This is a genomic window from Bradyrhizobium sp. MV1.5 (assembly GCF_055807615.1).
In genome coordinates this window covers 1-25,292 of sequence record NZ_JBVVPL010000020.1, presented here as the reverse complement: position 1 = coordinate 25,292, position 25,292 = coordinate 1, and the positions used below count along the sequence as shown (strand labels likewise).

Genomic DNA, 25,292 nt, shown 5'->3' with positions numbered 1-25,292 from the left:
TGGCAGTCCCGCTTGGATAAGAGACCGTAAAAAGCGTGGCACCATCCTCGGATCCGCAGCTATCGCAGATATAGTTCACCGGCATCATGCACTTCCTTCTTCCCCAACCCTACCCCTCCGCTCAGCCGCGGATTTAGATGAAGGTCGGGCCCGTCCGGTGGGGTCTTTTTGCTCCCTTTCTCTTCTGCTCAACGGGAGTTGCGAGCGAAGAGAGGTAGTTCACGAACTTGCTTCGGTCTGCTGCACTCGCCCAATTCACGAGCTCCGCTCCCTGATGCGCAGCCGCTTCCAATGACGGCATAGCCACTCGCTCAAGGAAGGAGGACGCTTCGTAGACGAGGCGCGCACTTGTCCCGTCGCCAAACTTCATGCGAGCACGCTCAAGCACGAGTGCGGCAACTCCGATTTCAGAGACGGCCTTGCGGAAGGTGCTCTCATCCCCGGAGGCGTCGACTGTCTCGACAACGTGATACGCGCCATTCTTGAGAACGAGATCGGCAGTCAAGCCTTCGGCGACTTCGTACTGAGGGACAATTCTGTGCGACGAGAGATCCTCGTCTCTCTTCGCAAGAACTCTCTCGTCCCGGAAAATACGCTTCATTTGCGTGAGAAGTTTTGAGCGCTTTTCTTTCGATCGCATCGGCGCAGGCTCTGCGTCAACGAGAGCTTTCAATATCGAAGCTACACGAGCTTCATAGGTCGAAGCCCCATCAGCCTCGAAAACACCGAACTTCGACAACGTCAGAGGACCGAGCTTCGACAAAAATTTGAGCCGGTCGCTGAATTTTGCTCCGCCGTCCCTGAGCTTTTGGTCGATGGTGGACATGCCATCCAGCGCCCGCTGCACGTCATCCGCATCAATGGCTGCTGAGATGGCTCTCACCTTCTCAAGTCGCCTGCCGACCCGAACGTCCAGGCGATCGTCATTGAAGACAACCATACCGACGTTGAGCCGCTCGCCGCGATCCTCTTCGGTCGCGAGCTGAACTACCGAAAACCTATAGGAGGGAGCCATCACTCAATCCCTTCCGAACACCATCTATCCGCGAGCGTCGCACGCCGGCTGTCCACAGGTCCATAAATTCCGCTCGGAGTACTGTCGGCATCCAGTCTACCGGCATCTGGTTGATTATCCCTTCCACCGACTTGGTTGCGAACGCACCCAAAGCATCGAGCACAGAGCTCGCAGCCACTAAATCGAACCCATGGAGTTGCCTGAGTACCCCACCGCACAATCGCGTGTTGCACGTCGGTGCTGGGTAGCCGTTCCACGGCCAGTGCCAGAAGAGCGCGCGGCTAAAGTCGAAGGTGTACAACCGGCGGACGCCGTTGTCGTTGACCGAGAGGTAGTTATCCAGGTGACGGTCATCATTGAACAGAACAAGGTCCAGAGCATAGATCTTCGACAAGAGCGAACCGAGCCCAGGCAGGTTTTGACCGAGATTGCCACTGGACGGCGACGTCAAGAACGCCTGTGTTTCGATCCGACTAGCAACGCCCGGAACACGCCGCGATCCGAACACCACCTCTCCGGAGAGCATCTGCATGGTCACCGCGCCCGGCGAGGTAACGCCTACTGCCTCCGCGATGTGGGTCGAAATCCACTCGCTTGCGCGCACCGGACGGCCGTGCGCATCGCCCTTTACGTAGTAGCGAAATCCGTCGTCCGCTTCGACGCTGCCAAGGCTGTCCGCGCTCGGGTCACTGGGCGGGTACTGAATGACAGCTCGGCGGTGGAAGAATTGCAGCTGGCTCATGCTGTGCCGACATCGTGCCTACACGATCCCGGACCGTCAGCGCGCCAACCCCACCTCCTGATCCATCCCATTGATGTCGTTCTTTAATTTGGTCGGAGCGAGAGGATTTGAACCTCCGACCCCTAGTCTCCCAGACTAGTGCGCTAACCGGGCTGCGCCACGCTCCGAACGTCGTTCCATTAGCTAGGATCGCCGGTTTGCGCAAGGCGAGGTGACACCATTTTGCTGCCTCCGCCGAAAGGCGCCGGAACTGACCCACAGCCGGGGAGATCCGGCGTCAGGCGTCCTTCAGCGCCTGATCCAGCATCTCGCGGCAGGCGATCAGTTCGGCGAGCACCCGTCCGAGGCGCTCCCGGTCGATGGCGCTGGGGCCGGCGGGCGCGGGGGTGCCGCCCTTGCGGAAGGTGGTGAGGATTTCCTCGTCGTCGGTCTCGGAGAAGCGGAAGTCGATGCCCTCCTCCTCCTCGCCCTGGTAGTCGTCATCGTCGCTGTCGCGGGCGCCGCGGACGCCGGTCTCCTCCTCGGGCTCCATCAGGCTGGCGCCGACGGCGTCCTCGATGGCGCCGAACGAGACCGCGGCCGCGCTGTCGGCGAGGCCCTGCACCGATTTGACGCCGTGTTCTTTCAGGATCCGCTGCACCCCGCGGATGGTGTAACCCTCCCCATAGAGCAGACGGCGGATGCCCTTGAGCAGGTCGACGTCGTCGGGGCGGTAATAGCGGCGGCCGCCGCTGCGCTTCATCGGCTTGATCTGGGAGAATCGCGTCTCCCAGAACCGCAGCACGTGCTGCGGAATGTCGAGTTCCTGCGCTACTTCGCTGATGGTTCGGAACGCATCCGGCGCCTTGTCCAAATGCCAAATCCTTATCCGGAGGGCGGATTACGCCTCGGGTTGCGCCTTGCTGGCGTCGCCATTGGTGCGGTGCTGGCCGTTGATCCGCTGCTTCAGGATCGCCGACGGCTTGAACACCATGACCCGGCGCGGCGAGATCGGCACCTCAGTGCCGGTCTTGGGATTGCGACCGATGCGCTGACCCTTCTTGCGGACCATGAAGGAGCCGAACGAGGACAGTTTCACCGTCTCGCCTTTCTCAAGGCAATCGGTGATCTCCTTCAGCACGAGTTCCACGAAGGCGGACGATTCCGTGCGCGATAGCCCCACCTTCTGGTAGACGGCCTCGCACAGATCGACACGCGTTACGGTTTTACTTTGATCGGTCATCGCCCTGCCCCACATCACGGCGAACAATTGTTGTCTGAAATTATGAGCTTACGATACGGCGGTCAACAGCGCTCATCAATGCAGGCGCATCGATAATCCGATCTGATTCGGGCAAAATTTTATCGACTGTGGCTTACCAGCGCACCAGCGCGGAGCCCCAGGTGAAGCCGCCGCCCATGGCTTCGAGCAGAACCAGGTCGCCGCGCTTGATGCGGCCGTCCTTGCGCGCCACCGACAGCGCCAGCGGGATCGAGGCCGCCGAGGTGTTGCCGTGACGGTCCACCGTCAGCACCACCTTCTCCGGCGCGATATGGAGCTTGTGCGCGGACGCGTCGATGATTCGCTTGTTGGCCTGGTGCGGCACGAACCAGTCGATGCTGTCGGCATCGAGCCCGGTCGCCTTGAAGGCGTCGACGATCACGTCGGTGATCATGCCGACCGCGTGCTTGAAGACCTCGCGGCCCTCCATGCGCAGATGGCCGACGGTCTGGGTCGAGGACGGACCGCCGTCGACGAACAGCTTCGCCTTGTGGCGGCCGTCCGAGCGCAGATGCGTGGTCACGATCCCGCGGTCGGTCGCGGCATTGCCCGGTTGCTCCTGCGCCTCCAGCACCACGGCGCCGGCGCCGTCGCCGAACAGCACGCAGGTGCCGCGATCGGTCCAGTCGAGGATGCGCGAGAAGGTTTCCGCCCCGATCACCAGCGCGCGCTTGAAGGCGCCCGTGCGCAGGAAATTATCGGCGGTGGCGAGCCCGAACACGAAGCCCGAGCACACCGCCTGAAGGTCGAAGGCGGCGCCATGGTTGATGCCGAGCCCGTGCTGCACGGCGACCGCGCTCGCGGGGAAGGTGTTGTCAGGGGTCGAGGTCGCGAGCACAATCAGGTCGATCGACTGCGCGTCCACGCCGGCATCGGCGAGCGCAGCCTGCGCCGCCTTGAGCGCCAGATGCGAGGTGAACTCGCCCTCGGCCGCGATGTGCCGCTCGCGAATGCCGGTGCGTTGCACGATCCACTCGTCGGACGTGTCAATGCGCGCCGCCAGTTGGGCGTTGGTCACCACCTGCTCCGGCAAATAAGAGCCGCAGCCCAGCACGACCGAACGAATTTGAGTCACGAAACAGCCTCCTGCGCGGCCTGCACGGAACTGAGTGCACCACCTTCGCGATTGAGCATCTGATTGATCTTGTTGAGGAGATCGAATTTGACCATCTCATAGCCAACATCGATCGCATAGGCAAAGCCTTCGGCAGCGATTCCGCCATGGCTCTTGACCACGATCCCGTTCAATCCCAGCAACACGCCGCCGTTGGATTTGTTCGGATCCATCTTGTTGCGCAGGGCCTGGAAGGCGTCGCGCGCAAAGAGATAGCCGAGCTTTGACAGCCAGCTCCGCTTCATCTCGTCCCGGAGCAATTCCGCCATCTGCCGTGCGGTTCCCTCCGCGGCCTTCAGCGCGATGTTGCCGCTGTAGCCCTCGGTGACGATGACGTCCGCCACCCCCTTGCCGATGCCGTCGCCCTCCACGAAGCCGAGATAATCGAGCTCGGGCAGGTTCCTGGCGCGCAGGATTTCGCCGGCCTCGCGAATCTCCTCGTGCCCCTTGATCTCCTCGACCCCGATATTGAGCAGGCCGACCGTGGGACGGGTCTTGTTGAACAACACGCTGGCCATCGCCGCGCCCATGATGGCGAGCGACACCAGATGATGCGTATCGCCGCCGATGCTGGCGCCGAGGTCGAGGACGACGGAATCGCCGCGCCTGGTCGGCCACATGCCGGCAATGGCCGGACGGTCGACGCCCGGCAGCGTGCGCAGGTGGAAGCGCGACATCGCCATCAGCGCGCCGGTATTCCCGGCAGAGACCGCAACATCCGCCTCGCCCTTTTTCACCGCATCGATGGCAAGCCACATGGAGGAGGTCCTGCGGCCGCGCCGCAGCGCCTGGCTCGGCTTGTCCTCGCCGCTGACCGCGACATCGGTATGAATGATCTTCGAGGTGGCCTTCAGCGCGGGGTGGCGGTCGAGCTCGGGCTCGATCTTGGCGCGGTCCCCGATCAGCAGGAATTCGATCTCGCGATGCCTAGCGAGCGAGATGGCGGCGCCTGGAATGACCACGGCGGCGCCGGCGTCGCCCCCCATGGCGTCAAGCGCGATGCGAACCTTGCTTGGCATAAAAGTCCTGGAAACCTGGTCTGGTGCGGTCTTGAACGAGCGGGGCCGCAAATGGGTTCGCCACGAACATGGCGGTCGGTCAAGCGCCACGCCGCACCCGGACCGGGGCGCGACAATAGCGTTTTGTTATCCCGAAACAACCTCTTGCCCCCAGCCTTTTGCATTCGGGAGCATCGGGCCGCGGACGGACTAATTCACGAGAAACACATCAAAATCAAACAGATAATTCGAGCTTTCAAACCACCACCGCAAACACTTCGCGCCCCGTAGCAAAGCGGGCCCATGGGGAGACGGCACCTATTCGTCTTTCTTCTTGTCCTGGAGTGCCTTCAGGACCGCAAAGGGATGGTCCTCCGGATCGGGGGCGGTGACCTCGGGCTCAAACACGACCCCCGGCTTCCGCGGATAGGGGTCGACCGCCAGGAACAGGGCGTCGGTGGCGAGCCGGCCGAGGTCGATAATGCCATTGACGATCGCCTCCGGCGGGTCGGCGACCTGCTCCTGATCGTCGTGCCCCTCCTCCATCAGCTCGGCCAGGCGGCGGACCTCGGCCTCGGGGGCAAATATCAGGTCCACCTCCTCGTCGATGTCGCTCTCCATCGGGTCAAGCGTGACCACACAGGTCTGGCCGATCCGGGCGCGGACGTGCCCCGTGACCTGGATCCGGTTGCCGCTTTTCGGCACGACATCGAAATCGGCCTGGACCGAGACAACCTCGCGCAAGCCTGCCGTCTCAGCCATGGCCTGCCGCTCGGCGGCCGAGGCCTCGAGCTTGCGATGCAGGCCGGTATCCGGGATCTGTGCAACGATGACGGGCACCCGCCAGGGATCGGGCCCGGATGCTGGTATCGGTCGGGTCATGGCGTGACATCCTCAGGGAGCGCTCGGGGAAACTTGAAGGACGCGGCCAACAATGCGGCCTCGCCGGTCCGGGCGAGGTCGGCCTCGGCGGCCCTGGCATAGGCCGCGAGCCGCTGCGCCTGGTCCATGCCGGCCCCGTTCAAGATATTCTTGCAGATCGCCGATGCCAGCGCCTCGCCGCTGCCTTCCATAGCCTGATCGTAGGCTTGGACCCGCCCGTAAAAGGCCTCGCCGAAGGCCCGCATCCGCTTCGGCACGGTCTGGTCCCCTATCCCCATCTCGCGCAGATTGTCGTCCATGTCCTCGCAGAAGCGGTCGAACAGCGCCTGCGACAGCTCGGTGGCGCTCTGGACCGTGCGCAGGCGGCGCAGCAGCAGCCAGAGGTGCAGCAGCAACAGATCGAAACGCCCGTTAACGGTATCCGGCACGCCCAAGTCGCGGTAAAATATGGGTTCTCGCGCCTGCGTCACGATCATGCCATAGATGGCTTCAATGGTGCCCGGCGAGGCTAGGCGGGGTTTCCTGAAGTGATTGAACGGCCAAAGCATTGTGGTTTCCGCAAGCGGGCGCGCGCGTGTTGCATTCAGAGCCTCCGCCCGGTACTTCAGCGCCTCGCGCGACGCAAGGGGACGGAATCAGTTCCGCTATGACGATAACGAACCAGACCAGCCTGCGTGCAGACAAGCGGCGCGGCCTTCATGCACGTTGGCGCGGCTTGCGCCTGTTCGCGGCCGCGGCCCTGGTTGGCGCTGCGCTTGCGGGCTGTACCGGCGAGCAGTTCCAGAAGGGTTATATCCTGCCGCCCGGCGCGCTGGAGCAGATTCCGATCGGCGCGAGCCAGGACCAGGTGCTGATCGTGATGGGCACCCCCTCCACCGTCGCAACCCTCGACGGCGAGGTGTTCTATTACATCTCGCAGCGCTCGGAGCGCATGGTCGCCTTCATGAACCAGAAGGTGGTCGATCAGCGCGTCATCGCGGTCTATTTCGACAAGAACCGGCGCGTGCGCCGCCTTGCGAATTACGGCCTGCAGGACGGCAAGATCTTCGACTTCATCAGCCGGACCACGCCGACGTCGGGCCAGGAGATGAGCTACCTCGCGCCGATCTTCAAGCTGCTCAGCTTTAACTGAGCCTTCAGCCTGCGGCTTCGTGCGGCTTGCCGTTGCGCGTCCTGTTCCATACGCTCTCCGCAAAACAAGATGCAGGGAGTGGATTCGTGCCCAATAAATTGCTGTCCCGCCGTCGCGTGCTCACCGGTGCTGCCGCTATCTCGGCCGCAGCGATCCTGCCGCGATCGAGCCTCGCGGACTGGAAGCCCACCGAAAACGTCCGCCTCGTCGTGCCGGCGGCCGCCGGCGGTTCGACCGATGTAATGGGTCGGCTTCTGGCCGCGCATCTGCAGACCGCCTGGGGCCAATCGGCCGTGGTGGAAAACCGCTCCGGCGGCGGCGGTACGATCGGCACGGCCGAGGTGGTCCGCGCCAAGCCGGACGGCCACACCATCCTGATCGGCAATCCCGGTCCGAACGCGATCGCCTACAGCATTTTCAAGAACCTCACCTACAAGCCGGACCAGCTCCAGCCGGTCTCCAACATGATCCGGATCCCGAACATCGTCTCGGCGCATCCCAAGACCGGCATCAAGTCGATCGCCGAGCTGGTCGCCTATCTCAAGGCCAATCCGGACAAGCTCAGCTACGCCTCCTCCGGCGTCGGCCAGAGCCCTCACCTCACCGGCGCCTGGTTCCTGCAGCTCACCGGCCTGAAGATGACGCACATCCCGTTCCGCGGCGCCGGTCCCGCGCTCCAGGCGGCGCTCGCCGGCGACATCCAGATCCTGTTCGACAATCTCTATCCGAGCCTGCCGCAGGTGCAGAACGGCACGCTCACCGGCCTCTGCGTCACCACGACCGAGCGCAGCGAGCTGGCGCCGAACCTGCCGACCATGCGCGAGAGCGCGCCGGAGCTTGCGGCTTTCGACGTCTCGTCGTGGTTCGCCGTTTTCCTGCCGAAGGGCGTGCAGCCCGCCGTTCTCGAAGCGCTCAACCTTCAAGTGAAGGCGATGCTCGAGCGCGACGACATCAAGAAGAACATCACCGCCATGGGCGCCCGCGCCGACTACGGCACGCCCGACCAGTTTGCCGCCTTCGTGGACGCCGAGACGAAGAAGTTCGCCGGCATCATCCAGAAGGAAGGGCTGCAGATGGACGTGCAGTAGCCTTCGCATCCGCGGAGGCGGCCCAACATGCATCGCCGCGACGCGCTTTCGGGTTGAGCGCGTGGCGACACATCGGTTGCTATGCAAGCTCGGCCGACGGCTGTCCTACCAAAGCAGCAATCGCCGAAATCGAGTCCAGGCGCGTCAAATCGAAGCCGATGTCGGAGAAATTGATCCCGTGGTCGGTCTCAATGCTCATAATCAGCTCGACCGCGTCGAGTGAATCGAGGCGACCGCTGGTGAACAGCAGATCATCGTCACCAAGCGGCGCGCTGTCGCCCTTCATCAGCAGCCGCTGCACGATGTAGCGTCGCATCTGCGATCTGACTTCAGGGCCGGCTTTCGTGGTCATGTCGAGACTCCCAGGAGATAGAACAGGAATTCGGCGCGTTGCCCGAGCGAATGCTCGCGGTCGAGCGGCGCATCGAAGACGTGAATGAGACAAAAGAAGCTCGACACCCACAGGCAAGGCAGCAAGCGGCCACGCAGCCATCCTTGCGGCGCCCGTGGGGCGCGGCGCATCTGCGAGAGCCCGACGCTGATGGCAAGGACAAACGTGTAGAACGCGTGCGATTGCTGACCGACCACGGCCCGCCAAAGGCCCATTTCGCGGACGAAATGAATATCGCGGATGAAGTGAAACAGCAGGTTGCCGACACAAGCCGCGGCAAAGGTGGCGAAGAACATGCGAAGGCGGCGATGGCCGCGGAGGCAGCGAACAAAGGTCGGGTAGAAGAAATGATCGACGAGCAGTTCCTTGTAATAGAAGTAGTAGCGGTTCCAGAATTCCGCGAGCGTCGTTGACTCCAGAGGCCGGTAGGTGTTGCGCAGCAGGCGAAAGCCGGCAAGCCGCGCCGTGGCAATGATGACGCCGCCGAAAACCGTCATGCTCAGCAGGTCCTCGGCGAAGAAGCTGACGAGGCTCGCCCATCCGACGAAACGCGACCAGGGATGGCCCGCGAGATATTGCAGCAGGTTGTCGTCGAACATTGGAAGCTGCAAACGCGCGTGGACCAACTCGACGAGACAGATCCTGACGATGGCGAGCACAAGGATCCAGACCGCAAGCTTGACGCCCTTGAGCTGCGTTTCAGCAAGCTCCTCGGGTGTCTTGGCCTCGAAGCGGTCGAGATAAGACAGCCCCTTCCCGAACGGCGTCAGCGACGATCCCCAGAAGGGGTGGAAAACGCTCAGATGCCGCCACACCGGAGATCGCTTCCTGCCCGCATCGGCCAGACCATAGGCAAGGAACCACAAATAGGGTTGGACCGTCATCAGGAACGACCACAGTAAGACGCGCGGCAGGCCGGCCATCGCCGTGGCCTGCGTCAGCGCGACGAGTGCCAGGAACGCCAGCAACAGGCTGAGCGTCGGGCGCCGGAAAACGATCGTCCCTGCTCCTTGCATGATCAGCAGTCCCGCGAACAGCGCAACCACGACGACCAGCATGACCGCTTCCAGCAGCGGCTGATGGATCCGGTCGCCGACGCCTTCGTCGACCGCCAGCCGTTCGAGAAAACCGCGGTCGATCAGGAACCCGCTGCGATAGAGCAGCAGCAAGGTTGCGAGCAGGATCAGGACGCGCCGGTACCGGCCGGCATAGGCGCATATCAGCGCGAGTCCCGCCGCTGTAAAATCGATACCTATCTGCCGAAACAGAACTGCGAGCAATCCGACCGCGCAGCAGAGCAGCACGCGGCCACCGATGTCCTGGACCCCCGCCACGAGCCTCGGGTCCTGATCGATCCTGGGGATCAACCGCCACGACGGCTTCTCAAGAGGACCCGATGGCGCGTAGCCGTAGGACTGGCTTTCAACACTCATCGGACAACGCGCGCGATCACGACGAGCTGTTGCATCTACGAGGCCCTTGCAACAGCTTCGCCAAGCAGCGACGCCACCGAGCGGCGGTCCGCCTTGCCATTGGGATTGATGGGAATGTCTTCCATCCAGATGAACCGGCCCGGCACCATATAGGCGGGAAGGTGCGCCGCGCAGTGCAGGCGCAGATCGGTCTCTGCCATTCTCGCACCCGAATACGCGGCCAGCAGCCGACTGGCACCACTGGCGTCGTGCTGCACCACGGCAAGCGCACGGGTTATTCCCCTGCACGCCATCAGTGCGTGGTCGATCTCCTCCAACTCGACCCGATACCCCCGAAGCTTGACCTGATTATCCGCGCGACCGCGAAAACGCAGGACGCCAGTTTCAACGTCGGCCTCCACGAGGTCGCCGCTCCGATAGAGGATCGACCGATAGCCGTCGATCAGAGGATCCTGACAGAAACGGCGGGCCGTCTCTTGCGGGTTGTTGATGTAGCCGAGCCCTACCCCAGGGCCTCCCAGCCACAACTCGCCGGCGGTGCCCGCGGGCACCGGCTTCATCTCTTCATCCAGGATCCGGTAGCTGAAATTGGGGTTGAGCCGCCCCAGGGGGGCCAATCCGTCCTTGGTCTCAAAAACGGATTCGACGATCTCGAAACCGCTACAAATGCAGCTCGTCTCGGTCGGACCGTAGCAATTGATCAGCTTCGCCTTGCCAGCAAACGCGTCGTGGAAGCGGCGAAGCCGGGCCAGCGGAAACCCCTCACCGCCGAACATGAACCGGCTGATGCTCGGCAGCCAATCCGGGCTCAGAAGATGCATGGAGTCCAGGAACATGAAGAGGGTCGGCACGGCGAAGAAGAATGTGCACTGATGCTTGGTGATCTCCGACATCAGCTCTGCGGGGGGCCGCCCCTTCAGCGCGTCCAGCGCGACAACCGCCGCTCCGTTCAGCAAGCCGGCATAGATGTCAAAGACCGAATTGTCGAAATAGATCGGGTTGACATTCGTCAGCCGGTCACCGGGTCCAATTCCAAGATCGTTCTTCGCCCAGGCGATCAGGTGAAGCACCCCTTGATGGGGGATGACCACCCCCTTCGGTTCGCCAGTCGATCCCGAGGTGAACATGACATAGGCCGGATCGGCCCCGGTGATCAGGGATGTCAGCTGTAGATTGTCATCTTCAAACTGCGACGCGGCATGATGCAAGGCAGCTCGGGCACTCGCATCGCCGATCAATGTCCGCGGTCCAGATCCATCGCGCACGCTGACGATCAGCGCGGGCCGGCATCGCTCCAGCATCAGCCAGGCACGTTCGTCGGGAGCCGCAGGATCGAGGAACGCATAGGGTGCTCCGATCTTGATGCAGGCGATCGCGAGCGCATAGGCCTCGACGATTTTCGGCAATTCGAGGCACACCACGGCGCCCTTGTTGACGCCCCGCGATGCCAACCAGCGCGCCAACCGGTTTGCCAACCGGTTGAGCTCCGAAAAGGCAAACCTGTCGCCTTCGCAGAACAGAGCGACAGCGTCCGGCGAGGACGCAACGGCCTCTTCGAAACGCAGCGCCAGATTATGGGCGGTCATACCGACGCCTCGATCATTTCATTGTCGCCGGGATCGCCCGGCGCGCTCGACGAGGCCTGCACGATCTCGACAAAATCTCGCTGGTTGAGCGCGATCACGGCCGCGGGCAATTTCGCCTCCGGAACCTGGGCCTGCAACATGTCCCCGAGCTCCATGCCGAGATGCTGAAGGAACGCGGCGGCCATCGGATCGGTCGCCAGCGGCCTGCCCTCACTTGCCCCGTGCTTCATGTCCGGCACGAGGCTGCTGTTCTCGCTGCCAGCTGAAGCAGCTTCGGGATCGACACGCAGCACCACGTCATAGCGATAGCGGGTCAGCTCGTAGCTTGATCCGCGCTTGAGCAGGATTTCCGCACCCGATATCCGCGGGATGGATCCGGAAATGCCGTGAAAATAGCGGGGGTCGATCACCAACTCGCGCTCCTGGGCGATCGACAGGAAGATCTTTCGCGCGAGCCCGGCATCCCTGGCTCCCGAAACTTTCGCGGATTGAACTTCGCGATGGAAGACCGGCAGGAGCTCGAGGTTACGAACGTCGCCGACGAAGATGTGCCCCCCAGGAGCTACCAGGCATGCGGCATGCTCCAAGACTGTGTGCAGGTATTCGATGCCGGGAAAGTATTGCACGACCGAATTGAGCACCACTGCATCGAACGAATTCAGCGGCAAGCCGCTCAAATCGGCGGCTTCCCGCTCTAGAAATTCGACATGCCGAAGCTCGGGCTCCGACTGCGCGAACGCACGCAGCCGCTGAACGGCTACCGGCGAGAGGTCGGTCCCGCAATATACCTCGCAGCCAGGCGCGAGCTTTTCGACAAGCAAGCCGACGCCGCATCCGATCTCCAATACCCGCCTTGCACCAAGAGCACGAATTTGCAGGACCGTATGATCCAGCCAATCGACCATGTCGGGTTCGGGAATGGGCCTGTTGGTGAAGTTGCTGGTCCAACCGACGAATGACGGCACAACACCGTCGGCGTCACGGCGATACGCTTGATCGAAAGCCCGACGCCATTGCGCAACTCTGCGATCCGTCTCGGCCTGGAGACGCTTCGCCTTGCCGGCGCTCAGATGATCGGGGGCAATTGCGACGAAAGCGACCTCGGACTGACCGCCGTGGCAAGGCTCGGCGCCGAAGAAAGCATCCGCCACGCCCGGAAACGCCATCAATGCCCGCTCAATCTCGTTCACAGGCCGTGCAGGCAACGGAAACCTCCCTCGTGCGGGCGGCAAGCAGCGAACCCCTGAACATATCGAGAGCGCGCCTCGCGCGGAGCATCCCGACGCGTGCTGCGGAACTCGCTAAAACGCCGCCGACAATCTCGCGTATTTCTAGAGCTCGGCCGGTTAAGCAACCCTAAATGCGCGCACGCGTAGGATGCACATTTCCGCGCCGCTTACGCCCTCGGCATCGATGGATCGCTCTGATGATCGGATTGTTGCAGTTTCACGTCCCGCCGGGCGGGTTTCATGTTCAGATGATGCACCGCCCCCTGGCACCACGCACGCAAAGTAAGACCCCGCAGGCCTGCGCCGCGGGGTCTTCGTTCAGCAACGTCTACCTCAGTGCGCCAGGATCGCCAGCAGCAGCAAGGCCACGATGTTGGTGATCTTGATCATCGGGTTCACCGCCGGGCCGGCCGTGTCCTTGTAGGGATCGCCGACGGTGTCACCGGTGACGGCCGCCTTGTGCGCGTCACTGCCCTTGCCGCCGAAATGACCGTCTTCGATGTACTTCTTGGCGTTGTCCCAGGCGCCGCCGCCCGAGGTCATGGAGATCGCGACGAACAGGCCCGTCACGATCACGCCGAGCAGCATCGCGCCGACGGCCGAGAACGCCGCCGACTTGCCGGCCGCCCCGCCCCCCGCGATTGCATAGATCACGAAGTAGACGAAGATCGGTGACAGCACCGGAAGCAGCGAGGGGATGATCATTTCCTTGATCGCCGCCTTGGTCAAAAGATCGACTGCCTTACCGTAATCCGGCTTGTCGGTGCCTTGCATGATGCCCGGCTTCTCGCGGAATTGTCGGCGGACCTCCTCGACGATCGCGCTCGCCGCGCGGCCCACGGCGGTCATGCCCATCGCGCCGAACAGATACGGCAAGAGACCGCCGAACAACAGGCCCACCACGACGTAGGGGTTGTTGAGCGAGAAGTCCGGTTTGACGCCGGCGAAGTAGGCGTGGTGCGCGGAGTCCGCAATGAAGAACTTGAGATCCTCGTTGTAGGCCGCGAACAGCACCAGGGCGCCGAGACCGGCGGAGCCGATCGCGTAGCCCTTGGTCACCGCCTTGGTGGTGTTGCCGACCGCATCGAGCGCGTCGGTCGACTTGCGAACCTCCTTCGGCAGGCCCGCCATCTCGGCGATGCCGCCGGCGTTGTCGGTGACCGGACCGAACGCGTCGAGCGCGACGACCATGCCGGCGAGCGCCAGCATCGTGGCGGTCGCGATCGCGATGCCGAACAGGCCGGCGAGGCTGTGGGTGACCAGGATGCCGGCGATGATGACGATCGCGGGCAGCGCGGTCGACTCCATCGAGATGGCGAGGCCCTGGATCACGTTGGTGCCGTGGCCGGTCACCGAGGCCTGGGCGATCGACTTGACGGGACGATAGTCGGTGCCGGTGTAGTATTCGGTGATCCAGATGATCAGCGCGGTCACGGCGAGGCCGACCACGCCGCACTCGAACAGCGCCATGCCAGTGTAATCGACGCCGGCGAGCTTGCCGAAGCCGATCAGGTAATAGATCACGCCGGCGATGCCGACCAGCGACAGGACGCCGGTTGCGATCAGACCCTTGTACAGCGCGCCCATGATCGACTGGCTCGGCCCGAGCTTCACGAAGAAGGTGCCGATGATCGAGGTGATGATGCAGATGCCGCCGATGGCGAGCGGCAACGTCATCATGTCGGCCAGGATCGGCGTCTTGGCGAAGAAGATCGCCGCCAGGACCATGGTGGCAACCGCGGTCACCGCATAGGTTTCGAACAGGTCGGCGGCCATGCCGGCGCAGTCGCCGACATTGTCGCCGACGTTGTCGGCGATGGTGGCCGGGTTGCGCGGATCGTCCTCGGGAATGCCGGCCTCGACCTTGCCGACGAGGTCGCCGCCGACGTCCGCACCCTTCGTGAAGATGCCGCCGCCGAGACGGGCGAAGATCGAGATCAGCGAGGCGCCGAAGCCGAGCGCCACCATGGCGTCGATGACGACGCGGCTGTCAGGCGCAAGCTTCAGCGAATGGACCAGGAAGCCGAAATAGAGGGTCACGCCGAGCAGCGCGAGACCCGCCACCAGCATGCCGGTGATGGCGCCCGCCTTGAAGGCAAGCTCGAGACCACCCGCGAGCGACGTCGTCGCCGCCTGGGCGGTGCGCACATTGGCGCGGACCGAGACGTTCATGCCGATGAAGCCGGCCGCCCCCGACAGGATCGCGCCGATGGCAAAACCGATCGCGACATAGAGCCCCAGGAAATAGGCGAGCAGCACGAAGATGACGATGCCGACCATGCCGATCGTGGTGTATTGACGCCGCAGGTAGGCCTGTGCGCCTTCGCGCACCGCTGCCGCGATTTCCTGCATGCGCGGAGACCCCGCATCCGCGCTCAAAACCGAAGACGTCGCCCAGATCGCGTAGACGACGGAAAGCACTCCGCAGAGCACAATCAACCATAATGCTGTCATGTGATTTTTTGCCTCAGATCCTTGATGAACGTACCCCCGGCGCCTTTGTTTTTCCGTCGTGCGGTGCGGCGCCTTGATTTGAAAAGGGCCGCCCCTTGCCCGAAGGCGCGGCCCTAGTCGGTCACGACCTTGCCAAAATCAAATTGAGGGTGCAACGCCAGATAAGGCCGAAAAGCCGATCTCGGCAGGTATTTAGCCGGTCTTGGGAGCCCGGACGCGGGTTTGGAGCAATTCCTAGAAGTGGCTGTAGGACAGCCGCTTCAAGACCAGCTCCTGGCCCTGCCCGTCCAGGAAGCGCGGCCGCTCATGGCCCGCGACGATCGTGCCGATGGCCGTGACGGCAAGGCCTGCCGCCCGCCCCAAGGCAATCAGGGTGTCGCTTTGCGCCGGCGGAACGGTGCACAGCACCTCGTAATCGTCACCCCCGGCAAGCAGCGTCTCGACGGAAACGACGTTGCCCGCGATCAGGCCGGCCGCAGCGGCCGAGAGCGGCACGCTCGTCACGTCGATCGTGGCCGAGACGCCTGATGCCGCACAGAGCTTGGTCAGGTCTCCGGCCAGGCCGTCGGAGACATCCATCGCAGCCGTCGCATGGTCACGCACGGCCTGCGCGAGAGCGTTGCGCGGCTGCGGCACGCGATAGCGCGAGATCAGCGTCTCGCGCGCGTGCGGATCGGAGGCCAGCGCAGCCGCTACCGCGCCGCCCTTGAGCACGTCGAGGCCAAGCGCGGCGTCGCCGATCGTTCCCGTGACCAGGATACGGTCGCCCGGCTTCGCGCCGGTGCGGCCGACCATCCGCCCCTGCGGCACGCGGCCAAAGGCGGTAATCGAGATCATCTGCGGCCCCGGCGTCGACACCGTGTCGCCGCCGAGCAGCGGACAGGCGAAGGTTTTCGCATCCTCGCCGAGCGCGTCCGCGAACGGCCTGAGCCAGGCGTCTTCCTTGCTACGCAGCGCCAGTGTCAGCACGAAGCCGGCCGGCGCGGCCCCCTTGGCGGCGAGATCGGACAGGTTCACCCGCAGCGCCTTGCGCGCGATGGTATCGGGCGGATCGGCGGCAAGATAATGCACGCCCTCGACCACCGCGTCGGTGGTGACGACGATGTCGCTGCCGAGCGCCTGCAGGATGGCGGCATCGTCCACCAGCCCCAGCGCGCCGGGATCAGTCGCCAGCGGCTTGAAATAGCGCGCGATGAGGGAGTCTTCGGCGGAGGGGTTGTGCGGGCTGGTCATTAGCGTCAGCCACACACATCGCTGTCATCGCCCGGCTTGACCGGGCGATCCAGTATTCCAGAGACGATCGTGTGACATCGATAGGCCGCGGCGTACTGGATCACCCGCCTTCGCGGGTGATGACAGCAGAATATGGGGCAGCCGCATCGCATCAATTCACCGCCCTCGCGCCGTCTACCCCCGCCCGAACTCGTCACCGCGAAACTGGCGGCCAATCTGGTCGAGCACCGCGTTGACCATGCCGGTCTCCTCGCGGTCGACGAAGGCATTGGCGACGTCGACATATTCGGACACGACGACGCGGCCCGGCACGTCCTTGCGGTGTTCCAATTCGTACGCCCCTGCCCGCAGCACCGCGCGCAGGATCGCTTCGATGCGCTTCAACGGCCACCCCTTCGACAGCGCCTCGTCGATCAGCGGATCGAGCTTCTTCTGGTCGCGCACGACGCCGGAGACGACGTCGCGGAAGAACGCCGCTTCCGCCGGGAGATATGTGTCGCCCTCAACCTCGTTGCCGAGCCAGTGGCTTTCGAACTCTGCAAAAATGTCGTTGATGCCGGCGCCGCCGATATCCATCTGGTACAGCGCCTGCACGGCTGCGAGCCGCGCCGCACCGCGCCGGTTCGCTTTCTTCTCCGTGCCAGCCGGCGGCTTCTTGTTGTTATCGGCCATGATCAAGCCCGCGCCAGCCGGCGCTTTATGCGCAGCATCGCAATCGCGGCCCGCGCGGCATCGCCGCCCTTGTTCAGCTCGCTGGCGCGCGCCCGCGCCCAGGCCTGCGCCTCGGTGTTGACGGTGAGGATGCCGTTGCCGAGCGGCAGCTTTCGCGCCACCGCCAGATCCATCAGCGCGCGCGAGGATTCCTGCGAGACGATCTCGAAATGGATGGTGTCGCCACGGATCACGCAGCCGAGCGCAATCGCGGCGTCATAGGGCTTGCCATTGGCGGCCGCGGCATCAACCGCGATGGCGATCGCCGCAGGAATCTCCAGTGCGCCGGGAACCGTGATGACGTCATGGGTGAGACCGGCCGCCTTCAGCTCTGCCACCGCGCCTTCGAGCATCGCGTCCTGGAGATCGTCATAGAACCGCGCCTCGACAATCAGCGCGCGTGCGCCGGAGATGTCGGTCTGGTCCTTCAGGGGTGCGCGCCGCGCGTCTGCCATCGTCAAATCCGTTCCACAGGGGTTGGCGCTATGTAGTCGCCACCAGCGGGTAAGCCAAGTTTAAAGACGCCGTCACTTCATTTCCGTCAGCCGCGCCGCATAGCGGGCCATCAGATCGACCTCGATATTGACCTCATCCCCCGCCTTCCAGCCGCCGATCGTCGTGACCGTGAGGGTGTGCGGGATGATCAGCACCGAAAAGGTCACGTCCTTCACCGTATTAACCGTCAGCGACACGCCATCGAGCGTGATCGAGCCCTTGGTCGCGATGAACCGCGCCAGCTCCCGCGTCGTGGAGAGCTCGAACCGCGCCATGTCGGGCAGGTCCTCGCGGCTGACGAGGGTCGCGATGCCATCGGCATGGCCGGCGACGATATGCCCGCCAAGCTCGTCGCCGATCTTGAGCGCACGCTCGAGATTGAGCCTGGTGCCGACCCTCCAGTGCTTGGCCGTCGTCAGCGCCAGCGTCTCGGCCGCGGCATCGACGTCGAACCAGGTCCTTTGAGCAGAGTCCTTGCCGCCTTCGACACCGGAAGCAACCACCGTCAGGCAGACGCCATTGCAGGCGATCGAGGCGCCGTCGGCAATGCTGGTCTGGTCGTAGCGGCAGGCGATGCGCAGCCGGTGCAACTGGCCCTGCGCCCTCGGTGTGAAGCCGACGATCTCGCCGATATCGGTGACAATGCCGGTGAACATTACGCGCGCTCGTAGATGGTGAGAGTATCCTGATCGAAGGTCTCGCTAGCATGAACCTTGTAGGCCTGCGACTGCGTGATTTTCGACAGCGGCAATGCAGCGAGCGCATCCACCCCGTCGGCGCCCACCGCCTCCGCGCCGCGGAACAGCCAGATCTCGTCAACGAGGTCGGCGGCGACAAAGGACGCGGCGACGCGGCTGCCGCCCTCGACCATCAGCCGCGTGATGCCCTTGCCGGCCAAGGCATGCAGCACGGCCGCAAGATCGAGTCCCGAGGCGTTGCCGGGCGGCACCCGGATCACCTGCGCGCCGGCGGCACCGAGCCGCGTGGCGGCCGCGGCCTCCGCGAGTTCAGAACCCACCACCCACAGCGGAATCTCGCGCGCGGAGCCCACGAGCCTGCTCGCGCCGGGAATGCGCAGGCTCTGATCGAGCACCACGCGCACCGGTGAGCGCGCCGCCATGCCCGGCAGGCGGCAGTCGAGCTGCGGATCGTCCGCCAGCACCGTGCCGATGCCGACCAGGATGGCGTCGCTTTGCGCGCGCAGGAGATGCACCCGGTCGCGCGCCGCCTCGCCGGTGATCGCGACCGGCTTGCCGCCGGCTACGCCGATCTTGCCGTCGGGCGAGACCGCGAGCTTCAGGATCACATGCGGGCGGTGATCCCTGATGCGACGGAAATGCCCGGCATGATCAAAGGCGGCTTCGCGCGCGCACAGACCCACATCCACCGTGATTCCGGCGGCGCGCAGGCGCGCATGGCCCTGACCCGCGACTTCCGGATTGGGATCCTCGATCGCGGCCACCACCCGCGTGATGCCGGCGGCGATCACGGCGTCGGCGCACGGCGGCGACTTGCCGAAATGCGAGCACGGCTCCAGCGTGACGTAGAGCGTGGCGCCGCGCGCGGCCTCGCCCGCACGCCGTAGCGCTTCGGGCTCGCCATGCGGCCGTCCGCCTGGTTGGGTCCAGCCGCGGCCGACGATCACGCCGTCCTTGACGATGACGGCGCCGACGGCGGGATTGGGCCAGGTACGTCCCTGCCCGCGCCTGCCGAGCGCCAGCGCAAGCTCCATGAAGCGCCGGTCGGCATCCCTGGACTCGCGCGCCTTCTGCGCGAATTGATCCTCCAGGATGCGGAAGATCATTTGCGGATCGCGGCGAGCCGCGCTTCCTCCTCACCGGAGAGCTCGCCAAGCACGTCGGCGAAATCCTTGGCCTCGCGGAAATTGCGGTAGACCGAGGCGAAGCGGACGTAAGCGACGTCGTCGAGCGTGCGCAGATGCTCCATCACGGTCTCGCCGATCACCTCCGAGGAGATTTCAGCCTCGCCCCCGGTCTCGAGCTCGCGCACGATGGTGGAAACCATCTTCTCCACCCTTTCAGGCTCGACCTGCCGCTTGCGCAAGCTGATCGACACCGAGCGCATCAGCTTGTCGCGGTCGAACGGCACGCGGCGGCCGTTGCGCTTGATCACGGTGAGCTCGCGCAGCTGCACCCGCTCGAAGGTGGTGAAGCGGAAATTGCAGGCGACGCACACGCGCCGCCTGCGGATCACGGAAGAGTCTTCGGTCGGACGCGAGTCCTTCACCTGCGTATCGAGACTGTTGCAGTTCGGGCAGCGCATCCGTTGACCTTGACCGGTTGTCTTGAGCCTTACTGATAGATCGGGAAACGGTCGGTGAGCGCCTTGACCCGTTCCTTGATCGCGGCTTCGACCAGCGGCGCCTTGCCGTCGGAAGATTGTGCGATCGCGTTCAGGACTTCGGCGATCATGCCGCCGACCTGCTGGAATTCGGCAACGCCGAACCCGCGGGTGGTCGCCGCCGGCGTGCCCAGACGAATACCGGAGGTGACAAACGGTGACTCGGGGTCGAAAGGAATACCGTTCTTGTTGCAGGTGATGGCGGCGCGAACCAGCGCCTTCTCCGAGGCGTTGCCCTTCAGGCCCTTCGGCCGGAGGTCGACGAGCATCAGATGGTTATCGGTGCCGCCTGAGACAATGTCGAACCCGTGGCCCTTCATCGCCTCGGCCAGTGCCTTGGCGTTCTCGACGACGTTCTTGGCATAGACCTTGAAGTCCGGCCGCAGCGCCTCGGCGAAAGCGACCGCCTTCGCCGCGATCACATGCATCAGGGGGCCGCCCTGCAGGCCCGGGAAGATCGCCGAGTTGAATTTCTTGGTCAGCGCCTCGTCATTCCACAGCATCAGGCCGCCGCGCGGTCCGCGCAGCGATTTGTGGGTCGTGGTGGTGGTGATGTGCGCGTGGGGCACCGGCGAAGCATGCACGCCCCCGGCGACAAGACCGGCGAAGTGCGCCATGTCGACCAGGAGGTACGCACCGACGCTGTCCGCGATCTCGCGGAAGCGCTTGAAGTCCCAGGCGCGCGAATAAGCCGAGCCGCCGGCCACGATCAGCTTCGGCTTGACCTCCTCGGCCTGCTTGGCGACCGCGTCCATGTCGATGATCTGGTCCTCGCGGCGCACGGTGTAGTGCGCGGCCTTGAACCACTTGCCGCTCATGTTGACGGGGGAGCCGTGGGTGAGATGGCCGCCGGCCGCAAGATCGAGGCCCATGAAGGTGTCGCCGGGCTGAAGCAGCGCCAGAAAGACCGCCTGGTTCATCTGGCTGCCGGAGTTCGGCTGCACGTTGGCGAAGTTGGCGCCGAACAGCTTCTTGGCGCGATCGATCGCGAGGTTCTCGGCGACGTCGACCCACTCACAACCGCCGTAGTAGCGCGCGCCCGGATAGCCTTCCGCATATTTGTTGGTCATCACCGAACCCTGCGCTTCCAGCACGGCACGGCTGACGATGTTCTCGGAGGCGATCAGCTCGACCTCGTGACGCTGGCGGCCGAGCTCGCCCTTGATGGCAGCTGCGATTTCCGGGTCAGCCTGCTCGAGCGAGGCGGTGAAAAACGAATCGGGCGCGGAGGCGGTTTTGGCGAAGGTCATCTTGCGAATATCTCCACCGCCGCAGCCGTTTGGTGGGCTACGGGCGGGTCTGGTGTGGCGATCGGAAGCGGCGAGCGCGATCTACCACATCGCCCGCAACAGGCCAAGGGTTTGCGGGTCGGACCTGTGATTTATGCAAGATATGGTGGGATTGGAAAATTGGACGACCGGCCGGCATCCAGTCGTCCATGCCCGGGAGGGTCCGCTTTGCGCTCGAAACGCCGCGGTGCGACCGGCTGACGTCCGGCCGGCCTCTAAAGCCCGGTATACCCCGCCTTCACGGGATCCACACTGCCGTCGAGCTGCCGCAGATAGGTGAGGCCGCAAACCGTCAACCTGTGGGTGTCCTTCTCGCCGGCTTCCATCAAGGTGTTGAGGTAGTTCGTCACCTTTTCCCGCGCCTCCGCGCTCGCCGCAGACGTGCGGTTGGCGAGCAAATCGTAGGTATGCATGATCCGGTCGATGGCAGCTTCCATGGCACCCTCTGGTTCTTGCCGCGTTTGGGAGTTGAGATCAGGCAACCGCTTTGGCCTCGGACTGCGCCTCGAACCTGACGATGGCCTTGTTGGCCAGCCTGATCTTGTTGAGTTCGCCGCGCTGGAGCAGCTTGATGACGATTTCGAGCAGGCGTTCGTCGGTGACGAGGGTGTCCCGGATCGCGCCGGAGCGGCGAAGATAGTTCGCGGCGATGGCGTAGGCCTCGCTCACGAGTTCCACGTTCATCACCCCCACGCCACGCTCGACCAGCATCGTCCGCCCTCCGATCGAAGAGGATAAGCACCGAACCGGGAACTCGTTCCCTGCGGTTGGGGATTTTTTTCGCAACCGCGAAATGGAAAAAACGCACCGGTCCGGGCAGAGCCGGGCCGGCGCGCTTGGGGAAGCTCAGGCACGTTCGGGAGGCTTGCCGGTCTTGTTGCGGGCCGGCTTGGCCTTGTCGCGTCGAAAAGAACTCAGAGACGATACAGGATCTGGTCGGTCCAGAACCGCTCGAGGCGGTGCAGCGACTTGTTCAGGGTCGAGAACTCCTCGCCCGAGATGCCACCGACCTGCTCGACCGTCTTGACGTGCTTCTGGTACAGCGAGTCGACGATGCGGCGGACTTCCTGGCCCTGCGGCGTCAGGCGGATGCGCACCGAGCGGCGATCGACGCGCGAGCGCTGATGATCGAGGAAGCCCAGTTCGACGAGCTTCTTCAGATTGTAGGAGACGTTGGAGCCGAGGTAATAACCGCGCGTGCGCAGTTCGCCCGCGGTCAGCTCCTTGTCGCCGATGTTGTAGAGCAGCAGCGCCTGCACCGAGTTGATGTCCGCACGGCCGCGGCGATCGAACTCGTCCTTGATGACGTCGAGCAGCCGGCGATGCAGCCGCTCCACCAGCGTCAAAGCTTCCAGATAGAGCGTCTGCACCGAACCCTGCTGGCCGGAGACGCGCTCTGCGGTATCTGCCGCAGTTGCGACGGCTTTCATCATGACACTTCCCCTGTTGTCGTTTTTATCGACACTCATTCGACGAAACTTGTGTCCCGTCTGATAGGTGCAACTTAAGGGGGCTCGTTTGAAGATCGGCTTAAATAAGAGAATAAAGAGATCATGAATTTAAGACAGTGAATTGCGGATTAAGCCTGTGCCACAAGCACTTTTCGCAACTCTCTGTTGACTCTCGCAAGGTCCTGTTCACCCTCCGTCCGCCCCGATTGTCGCATTCCAGAACAGCCCCGCCCCGTTTCGAAACGGCCGCGTAAGAGCTGTGGCGGAACACGCTGGTTAGCGAAAACTTACGTCGAATTTTACGCAACCAACCGTCAACCAAGCGGGCACAACTGCGCCCTCGTGTCCCGGACGAGCGCAGCGAAGATCCGGGACCCAGAGGCCACAAACGCGCTTGTGGAGAGATGGGCCCCGGCTCAGCAGCGCATCACTGCGTGCTGCGCAGCGTCCGGGGCAAGAGAGAGAGAGAGAGAGAGAGAGAGCGTTGAAATGACTTCGCCTATGGCGGCCGTTCGCGTGCGGCCATCCAGGCGAGTGCGAGATAGGCGGCCAGCATGAAGGCTTCGACCCCGACCACGACCAGGCTGCCGCCGTAGATGCCCGGGAACATCAGCTCGATCACCGCCATCGACACTACGGTCGTCAGCCACACCACGGCGCCCCAAGGCGTCGCCAGCCACAGCCCAACCGCGGCAACGAGTTCGATCACGGCGAAGTAGATGGTCGAGGCCTGCCAGGCCATCGACTGGTTCTCGAAGGCCTCGTCCTCGCCGCCGACGAAGCCCGTCACCTGCGCCCAGTGATAGAGGCCCTTGAGGATCGAGAGCAGCGCCATCACCCGCAGGAACAGCACGAGCCGGCGCGTCCAGACATTGTCGTCGGACTCGGCTCGCTCCGACGAGATCGCCGCCACCGACATTGCACTGTCTCGGGCATTGTCTCGGAGGGCATCCCTGGTGCTGTCGCGGGCCGCATCGCGGGTGGAGATCTCGGACATCCCCCCTTCTGGCTGCTTTGCCCCGCAAAATCAATCGGCTGCCATCTTTTGCGGCACGTCAAGCCGCGGTGACGGGAACCATGCGAGCTGGTATAAGAATAATTCCAGGCGGAGGAAGAGTGATGGCGATCAAATACGGACGTCCGATCGAATTGCGCGAGGTCTCGCGCCGGGATGGCACTGGGGCCTCCCCTACCCTCGATCTGACCGTCCGCCCGCGCCGCAACCGCAAGGCCGAATGGGCCCGGCGCATGGTGCGCGAGAACGTGCTCACGACGGACGATCTGATCTGGCCGCTGTTTCTGATCGACGGCAACAACAAGCGCGAGCAGATCGCCTCGATGCCCGGCGTCGAGCGTCTCAGCGTCGACCAGGCCGTGCGCGACGCCGAGCGCGCGATGAAGCTCACCATCCCCTGCCTCGCGCTGTTTCCCTACACCGACCCGTCCCTGCGCGACGAGGAGGGCTCGGAAGCCACCAACCCGAACAATCTGGTCTGCCAGGCGGTGCGCGCGATCAAGAAGGAGTTTCCGGAGATCGGCATTCTCTGCGACGTCGCGCTCGATCCCTTCACCAGCCACGGCCATGACGGCCTGATCTCCGACGGCAAGATCCTGAACGACGAAACCGTCGCCGTGCTGGTGCGTCAGGCCCTGGTGCAGGCCGAAGCCGGCTGCGACATCATCGCGCCGTCCGACATGATGGACGGCCGCGTCGCCGCGATCCGCGAGGGCCTGGATCGCACCGGCCTGCTCGACGTGCAGATCATGGCCTATGCCGCAAAATACGCCTCCGCCTTCTACGGCCCGTTCCGCGACGCCATCGGCTCGGCCAAGACGCTCACCGGCGACAAGCGCACCTACCAGATGGACAGCGCCAACACCGACGAGGCGCTCCGCGAGGTCGAGCTCGACATTTCCGAGGGCGCCGACATGGTGATGGTCAAGCCCGGCATGCCCTATCTCGACGTCGTCCGTCGCGTGAAGGACACATTCGCGATGCCGACCTTCGCCTACCAGGTGTCCGGCGAATACGCGATGATCGCGGCCGCCGCCAACAACGGCTGGCTCGACGGCGACCGCGCCATGATGGAGAGCCTGCTGGCGTTCAAGCGCGCCGGCGCCGACGGTGTGCTGAGCTATTTCGCACCGAAGGCAGCGGAGAAGCTGCGCGCTCAGGGGTAAGGTACGCTACCTCCCGAATATCGTCCCGGCGAAGGTTGGCACCCTGCTTCCCCACCGTCGTCCTGGCGAAAGCCAGGACCCATCACCCCAGGGAGAAATTTGGCGAACACTGGGAGTTTATCCCTTCGCCGGTATCGATACCGCGTGCTCTCGATAGATCACGCGGTACGGGTCCTGGCTTTCGCCAGGACGACGGTGGGGAAGCAGGGTGCCAACCTTCGCCGGGACGATATTCGGGAGGTAGCG

27 protein-coding genes and 1 tRNA gene are annotated in these 25,292 nt (G+C 64.0%); 3 read left to right on the top strand and 25 right to left on the bottom strand.

The features are described 5' to 3' along the window. Window positions 1-133: 133 nt before the first annotated feature. The 9 genes from AC0L2J_RS19650 to AC0L2J_RS19610 form a co-directional block, all read right to left on the bottom strand. Window positions 134-1,015, bottom strand: a complete 882-nt coding sequence (locus tag AC0L2J_RS19650) for a DUF3037 domain-containing protein (RefSeq protein WP_473393284.1) — start codon at window positions 1,013-1,015, stop codon at window positions 134-136. Further along, window positions 999-1,757, bottom strand: a complete 759-nt coding sequence (locus AC0L2J_RS19645) for a hypothetical protein (RefSeq protein WP_473393281.1) — start codon at window positions 1,755-1,757, stop codon at window positions 999-1,001. Before AC0L2J_RS19645 ends, AC0L2J_RS19650 begins: the two co-directional genes overlap by 17 nt. Before the next feature lie 89 nt (window positions 1,758-1,846). Then, window positions 1,847-1,924: transfer RNA gene (locus tag AC0L2J_RS19640), tRNA-Pro, on the bottom strand. 110 nt (window positions 1,925-2,034) lie between these two features. Further along, window positions 2,035-2,610 (bottom strand): MerR family transcriptional regulator, encoded by a 576-nt coding sequence (locus tag AC0L2J_RS19635; protein WP_063996100.1) that lies wholly within the window; start codon window positions 2,608-2,610, stop codon window positions 2,035-2,037. A gap of 27 nt (window positions 2,611-2,637) precedes the next feature. Next, complete coding sequence (locus tag AC0L2J_RS19630) at window positions 2,638-2,979, bottom strand: integration host factor subunit alpha (RefSeq protein WP_179950105.1); 342 nt, start codon at window positions 2,977-2,979, stop codon at window positions 2,638-2,640. A 133-nt stretch (window positions 2,980-3,112) separates the two neighbouring features. Next, window positions 3,113-4,093 (bottom strand): beta-ketoacyl-ACP synthase III, encoded by a 981-nt coding sequence (locus AC0L2J_RS19625; RefSeq protein WP_007611077.1) that lies wholly within the window; start codon window positions 4,091-4,093, stop codon window positions 3,113-3,115. Then, window positions 4,090-5,151, bottom strand: a complete 1,062-nt coding sequence (gene plsX / locus AC0L2J_RS19620; RefSeq protein ID WP_473393275.1) for a phosphate acyltransferase PlsX — start codon at window positions 5,149-5,151, stop codon at window positions 4,090-4,092. The genes AC0L2J_RS19625 and plsX overlap by 4 nt, the downstream gene beginning before the upstream one ends. Before the next feature lie 297 nt (window positions 5,152-5,448). Continuing rightward, window positions 5,449-6,012, bottom strand: a complete 564-nt coding sequence (locus tag AC0L2J_RS19615; RefSeq protein ID WP_473393272.1) for a YceD family protein — start codon at window positions 6,010-6,012, stop codon at window positions 5,449-5,451. Then, window positions 6,009-6,560, bottom strand: coding sequence for a ubiquinol-cytochrome C chaperone family protein (locus tag AC0L2J_RS19610; protein WP_473393269.1), 552 nt, complete (start codon window positions 6,558-6,560; stop codon window positions 6,009-6,011). The genes AC0L2J_RS19615 and AC0L2J_RS19610 overlap by 4 nt, the downstream gene beginning before the upstream one ends. Before the next feature lie 98 nt (window positions 6,561-6,658). Here AC0L2J_RS19610 and AC0L2J_RS19605 point away from each other — a divergent pair, with 98 nt between their 5' ends. Together AC0L2J_RS19605 and AC0L2J_RS19600 are read left to right on the top strand one after the other, a co-directional pair. Then, a complete protein-coding gene (locus AC0L2J_RS19605) occupies window positions 6,659-7,144 on the top strand; it encodes an outer membrane protein assembly factor BamE (protein ID WP_007611081.1) in 486 nt (161 codons plus the stop codon). Between the two features lie 86 nt (window positions 7,145-7,230). Beyond that, on the top strand, window positions 7,231-8,232 hold the full coding sequence (locus tag AC0L2J_RS19600) for a Bug family tripartite tricarboxylate transporter substrate binding protein (RefSeq protein WP_473393265.1): 1,002 nt from the start codon (window positions 7,231-7,233) through the stop codon (window positions 8,230-8,232). 79 nt (window positions 8,233-8,311) lie between these two features. Here AC0L2J_RS19600 and AC0L2J_RS19595 read toward each other — a convergent pair whose 3' ends face one another. The 16 genes from AC0L2J_RS19595 to AC0L2J_RS19520 form a co-directional block, all read right to left on the bottom strand. Continuing rightward, window positions 8,312-8,584, bottom strand: coding sequence for an acyl carrier protein (locus AC0L2J_RS19595; RefSeq protein ID WP_007603436.1), 273 nt, complete (start codon window positions 8,582-8,584; stop codon window positions 8,312-8,314). After that, a complete protein-coding gene (locus AC0L2J_RS19590) occupies window positions 8,581-10,056 on the bottom strand; it encodes a hypothetical protein (RefSeq protein ID WP_473393262.1) in 1,476 nt (491 codons plus the stop codon). The genes AC0L2J_RS19595 and AC0L2J_RS19590 overlap by 4 nt, the downstream gene beginning before the upstream one ends. Window positions 10,057-10,091: 35 nt before the next feature. Then, window positions 10,092-11,642, bottom strand: a complete 1,551-nt coding sequence (locus AC0L2J_RS19585) for an amino acid adenylation domain-containing protein (RefSeq protein ID WP_473393259.1) — start codon at window positions 11,640-11,642, stop codon at window positions 10,092-10,094. Then, entirely contained in the window at window positions 11,639-12,847 is a 1,209-nt protein-coding gene (locus tag AC0L2J_RS19580) for a class I SAM-dependent methyltransferase (RefSeq protein ID WP_473393256.1), read from the bottom strand. Before AC0L2J_RS19580 ends, AC0L2J_RS19585 begins: the two co-directional genes overlap by 4 nt. 357 nt (window positions 12,848-13,204) lie before the next feature. Further along, on the bottom strand, window positions 13,205-15,325 hold the full coding sequence (locus AC0L2J_RS19575) for a sodium-translocating pyrophosphatase (RefSeq protein ID WP_007611089.1): 2,121 nt from the start codon (window positions 15,323-15,325) through the stop codon (window positions 13,205-13,207). A 234-nt stretch (window positions 15,326-15,559) separates the two neighbouring features. Beyond that, complete coding sequence (thiL, locus tag AC0L2J_RS19570) at window positions 15,560-16,558, bottom strand: thiamine-phosphate kinase (protein ID WP_473247993.1); 999 nt, start codon at window positions 16,556-16,558, stop codon at window positions 15,560-15,562. A 174-nt stretch (window positions 16,559-16,732) separates the two neighbouring features. Further along, entirely contained in the window at window positions 16,733-17,230 is a 498-nt protein-coding gene (gene nusB / locus AC0L2J_RS19565; RefSeq protein ID WP_007611091.1) for a transcription antitermination factor NusB, read from the bottom strand. Between the two features lie 2 nt (window positions 17,231-17,232). Next, window positions 17,233-17,724 carry a 6,7-dimethyl-8-ribityllumazine synthase gene (gene ribH, locus AC0L2J_RS19560; protein ID WP_007611095.1) on the bottom strand — a complete coding sequence of 164 codons (492 nt, stop codon included), beginning with the start codon at window positions 17,722-17,724 and terminating at the stop codon, window positions 17,233-17,235. A 72-nt stretch (window positions 17,725-17,796) separates the two neighbouring features. Beyond that, window positions 17,797-18,420, bottom strand: a complete 624-nt coding sequence (locus tag AC0L2J_RS19555) for a riboflavin synthase (RefSeq protein WP_473393252.1) — start codon at window positions 18,418-18,420, stop codon at window positions 17,797-17,799. Then, window positions 18,420-19,568, bottom strand: coding sequence for a bifunctional diaminohydroxyphosphoribosylaminopyrimidine deaminase/5-amino-6-(5-phosphoribosylamino)uracil reductase RibD (gene ribD / locus AC0L2J_RS19550; RefSeq protein ID WP_473393248.1), 1,149 nt, complete (start codon window positions 19,566-19,568; stop codon window positions 18,420-18,422). Before ribD ends, AC0L2J_RS19555 begins: the two co-directional genes overlap by 1 nt. Continuing rightward, window positions 19,565-20,047 carry a transcriptional regulator NrdR gene (gene nrdR / locus AC0L2J_RS19545; RefSeq protein WP_007603426.1) on the bottom strand — a complete coding sequence of 161 codons (483 nt, stop codon included), beginning with the start codon at window positions 20,045-20,047 and terminating at the stop codon, window positions 19,565-19,567. Before nrdR ends, ribD begins: the two co-directional genes overlap by 4 nt. A gap of 29 nt (window positions 20,048-20,076) precedes the next feature. Next, entirely contained in the window at window positions 20,077-21,375 is a 1,299-nt protein-coding gene (gene glyA, locus AC0L2J_RS19540) for a serine hydroxymethyltransferase (protein ID WP_027518330.1), read from the bottom strand. A 254-nt stretch (window positions 21,376-21,629) separates the two neighbouring features. After that, complete coding sequence (locus tag AC0L2J_RS19535; RefSeq protein WP_007603423.1) at window positions 21,630-21,851, bottom strand: hypothetical protein; 222 nt, start codon at window positions 21,849-21,851, stop codon at window positions 21,630-21,632. Between the two features lie 37 nt (window positions 21,852-21,888). Beyond that, window positions 21,889-22,125, bottom strand: a complete 237-nt coding sequence (locus AC0L2J_RS19530) for a hypothetical protein (protein ID WP_007611117.1) — start codon at window positions 22,123-22,125, stop codon at window positions 21,889-21,891. A gap of 203 nt (window positions 22,126-22,328) precedes the next feature. Then, window positions 22,329-22,847 carry a transcriptional regulator LdtR gene (ldtR, locus tag AC0L2J_RS19525; protein WP_007603420.1) on the bottom strand — a complete coding sequence of 173 codons (519 nt, stop codon included), beginning with the start codon at window positions 22,845-22,847 and terminating at the stop codon, window positions 22,329-22,331. A gap of 517 nt (window positions 22,848-23,364) precedes the next feature. Beyond that, on the bottom strand, window positions 23,365-23,862 hold the full coding sequence (locus tag AC0L2J_RS19520) for a DUF6163 family protein (protein WP_473393242.1): 498 nt from the start codon (window positions 23,860-23,862) through the stop codon (window positions 23,365-23,367). A 122-nt stretch (window positions 23,863-23,984) separates the two neighbouring features. On the opposite strand from AC0L2J_RS19520, the gene hemB reads away from it, so the two are divergent. Next, window positions 23,985-25,046 (top strand): porphobilinogen synthase, encoded by a 1,062-nt coding sequence (hemB, locus tag AC0L2J_RS19515; RefSeq protein WP_473393238.1) that lies wholly within the window; start codon window positions 23,985-23,987, stop codon window positions 25,044-25,046. Window positions 25,047-25,292 lie beyond the last annotated feature (246 nt).

Excerpts from the sequence above, each read along its gene's own strand:
- plsX (WP_473393275.1), bottom strand. The coding sequence starts at position 5,151 with ATGCCAAGCAAGGTTCGCATCGCGCTTGACGCCATGGGGGGCGACGCC.
- AC0L2J_RS19605 (WP_007611081.1), top strand. The coding sequence starts at position 6,659 with ATGACGATAACGAACCAGACCAGCCTGCGTGCAGACAAGCGGCGCGGC.
- AC0L2J_RS19615 (WP_473393272.1), bottom strand. The coding sequence starts at position 6,012 with ATGACCCGACCGATACCAGCATCCGGGCCCGATCCCTGGCGGGTGCCC.
- ldtR (WP_007603420.1), bottom strand. The coding sequence starts at position 22,847 with ATGATGAAAGCCGTCGCAACTGCGGCAGATACCGCAGAGCGCGTCTCC.
- AC0L2J_RS19630 (WP_179950105.1), bottom strand. The coding sequence starts at position 2,979 with ATGACCGATCAAAGTAAAACCGTAACGCGTGTCGATCTGTGCGAGGCC.
- AC0L2J_RS19645 (WP_473393281.1), bottom strand. The coding sequence starts at position 1,757 with ATGAGCCAGCTGCAATTCTTCCACCGCCGAGCTGTCATTCAGTACCCG.
- AC0L2J_RS19650 (WP_473393284.1), bottom strand. The coding sequence starts at position 1,015 with ATGGCTCCCTCCTATAGGTTTTCGGTAGTTCAGCTCGCGACCGAAGAG.
- AC0L2J_RS19610 (WP_473393269.1), bottom strand. The coding sequence starts at position 6,560 with ATGCTTTGGCCGTTCAATCACTTCAGGAAACCCCGCCTAGCCTCGCCG.
- AC0L2J_RS19520 (WP_473393242.1), bottom strand. The coding sequence starts at position 23,862 with ATGTCCGAGATCTCCACCCGCGATGCGGCCCGCGACAGCACCAGGGAT.
- AC0L2J_RS19575 (WP_007611089.1), bottom strand. The coding sequence starts at position 15,325 with ATGACAGCATTATGGTTGATTGTGCTCTGCGGAGTGCTTTCCGTCGTC.
- thiL (WP_473247993.1), bottom strand. The coding sequence starts at position 16,558 with ATGACCAGCCCGCACAACCCCTCCGCCGAAGACTCCCTCATCGCGCGC.
- nusB (WP_007611091.1), bottom strand. The coding sequence starts at position 17,230 with ATGGCCGATAACAACAAGAAGCCGCCGGCTGGCACGGAGAAGAAAGCG.
- AC0L2J_RS19530 (WP_007611117.1), bottom strand. The coding sequence starts at position 22,125 with ATGCTGGTCGAGCGTGGCGTGGGGGTGATGAACGTGGAACTCGTGAGC.
- hemB (WP_473393238.1), top strand. The coding sequence starts at position 23,985 with ATGGCGATCAAATACGGACGTCCGATCGAATTGCGCGAGGTCTCGCGC.
- AC0L2J_RS19535 (WP_007603423.1), bottom strand. The coding sequence starts at position 21,851 with ATGGAAGCTGCCATCGACCGGATCATGCATACCTACGATTTGCTCGCC.
- nrdR (WP_007603426.1), bottom strand. The coding sequence starts at position 20,047 with ATGCGCTGCCCGAACTGCAACAGTCTCGATACGCAGGTGAAGGACTCG.
- AC0L2J_RS19590 (WP_473393262.1), bottom strand. The coding sequence starts at position 10,056 with ATGAGTGTTGAAAGCCAGTCCTACGGCTACGCGCCATCGGGTCCTCTT.
- AC0L2J_RS19595 (WP_007603436.1), bottom strand. The coding sequence starts at position 8,584 with ATGACCACGAAAGCCGGCCCTGAAGTCAGATCGCAGATGCGACGCTAC.
- AC0L2J_RS19555 (WP_473393252.1), bottom strand. The coding sequence starts at position 18,420 with ATGTTCACCGGCATTGTCACCGATATCGGCGAGATCGTCGGCTTCACA.
- ribD (WP_473393248.1), bottom strand. The coding sequence starts at position 19,568 with ATGATCTTCCGCATCCTGGAGGATCAATTCGCGCAGAAGGCGCGCGAG.
- ribH (WP_007611095.1), bottom strand. The coding sequence starts at position 17,724 with ATGGCAGACGCGCGGCGCGCACCCCTGAAGGACCAGACCGACATCTCC.
- AC0L2J_RS19585 (WP_473393259.1), bottom strand. The coding sequence starts at position 11,642 with ATGACCGCCCATAATCTGGCGCTGCGTTTCGAAGAGGCCGTTGCGTCC.
- glyA (WP_027518330.1), bottom strand. The coding sequence starts at position 21,375 with ATGACCTTCGCCAAAACCGCCTCCGCGCCCGATTCGTTTTTCACCGCC.